Annotated in this window: 1 protein-coding gene and 1 tRNA gene; both read right to left on the bottom strand. The window is 74.8% G+C overall.

Annotation, left to right across the window (positions count from 1 at the left end; translation table 11 throughout):
* Positions 1-196: 196 nt before the first annotated feature.
* Positions 197-284, bottom strand: a tRNA-Ser gene (locus EBN88_RS29800).
* A 44-nt stretch (positions 285-328) separates the two neighbouring features.
* Positions 329-1,623: S1C family serine protease (locus EBN88_RS29795; protein ID WP_233581128.1), on the bottom strand; the 1,295-nt coding region annotated here is incomplete at its 5' end.

Raw genomic sequence — 1,623 nt, 5'->3', positions numbered from 1 at the left:
CCCGCGCCGGCCGGGGGATGGCCCGCCGGGGGACCGCCTTCCCCGGCCACGGGCCGGGCCGCCCACGCCGCAGGGACCCGGCCGAAGCCTGTGCCGCGCGGCCCGCGCGGCACGGGCAGCCGCGCGCCCCGTAAGAGAAAGGCAGCGGCCCCCGGTACCCCGGGGGCCGCTGCGACCTGCTGTTTCGTTGTCCGTGCGGAGGCTGTGGGATTTGAACCCACGGTGACGGGTTACGCCACGACGGTTTTCAAGACCGTTCCCTTCGGCCGCTCGGGCAAGCCTCCCGGAGCGTCGGTCGCCCAACGCACCCGGACAGCCTAGCGGTTTGTCACTGCTCTCCCACGCGCTGACCCAGGACGATCGTGGTCGTTTCCTCCCGGCCGTCGCGCTGGTAGGTCACCTCCACGGACTCGCCGGGCTGGTAGGTCCAGATCTGGCTGATCAGGGTGGGTCCGCTGTCGATCACGCGGTCCCCGAAGCGGACGATCACATCGCCCGGCTGGAGGCCGGCCTCGGCGGCCGGGCCGCCGGGGGTGACCGGCTCGCTGCCGTCGTTGGTGGCCTCGACGATCTTGGCGCCGCCCTGGTCGGTCGAGCCGCTATCCACCGAGGCGCCGATGATCGGGTACACCGCCTCGCCGTGCTCCATCAGGTCGGCGGCGACGCGGGTGGCCTGGTTGATCGGGATGGCGAAGCCCAGGCCCACGCTGCCGGCCTCGCCGCCGAGCCCGCCGGTGGTGGAGCGGATCGCCGAGTTGACCCCGATGACCTCGCCGTTGCCGTTGAGCAGGGGGCCGCCCGAGTTCCCCGGGTTGATCGAGGCGTCGGTCTGGAGGGCGTTCATGTAGGAGGCGTTGCCGCTCTGGCCGTCGCTGGAGGCCACCGGCCGGTCCTTCGCGCTGACGATGCCGGTGGTGACCGTGCCGGAGAGGCCGAACGGGGCGCCGATCGCGACGGTGGCGTCGCCGACCGCGACCTGGTCGGAGTCGCCGATCGGCAGCGGCTCCAACTCCCGGTCGCCCGCGTCGATCAGGCGCATCACGGCGACGTCGTACCCCTCGGCCCGGCCGACGACCTCGGCCTCGTAGCTCTGGCCGTCGGAGAAGGTGACCGACACGTCGCCACCGTCGGCGGCCGCCGCCACCACGTGGTTGTTGGTCATGATGTGGCCCTCCTCGTCGTAGACGAAGCCGGTGCCACCCGCCGACTCGGCGCCGTTGGCCGCCTCGATGGTGACCACGCTGGGGAGCGCCGCCTCCGCTATCCCGGCGACGGACTCGGGCTCCCTGGCCGGGGGCTCCCCGCCGGGGGAGCTGGCCGACTCGGACGAGCTGTCCCCGGCCGTCTCGTCGGCGACCAGGTATCCGACGCCGCCGCCGATGCCGCCGGCCACCAGGGTGGCCACGACGACGCCGATCAGCAGCCCGTTCCTCCGGCGCCTGGGCTCGGGGGGCTGCGGCGGGAAGGCCCAGGAGCCGGTGGCCGGCGGGGGCGGCGCGGCATAGCCGAGGCCGGTGCCGGTGCCGGGCGAGGGGATGCCGGCGCCCTCGGTGCTCGCCTGGCTGGGCGGCGGGGGCGGCGGCGCGTGCGTCCCGGCCGCGGGGGTCGAGGATGCCGGCGGCG

Source organism: Streptomyces triticirhizae, assembly GCF_003696235.1.
Lineage (GTDB): Bacteria > Actinomycetota > Actinomycetes > Streptomycetales > Streptomycetaceae > Streptomyces > Streptomyces triticirhizae.
This window is presented reverse-complemented; position numbering and strand designations above follow the sequence as displayed.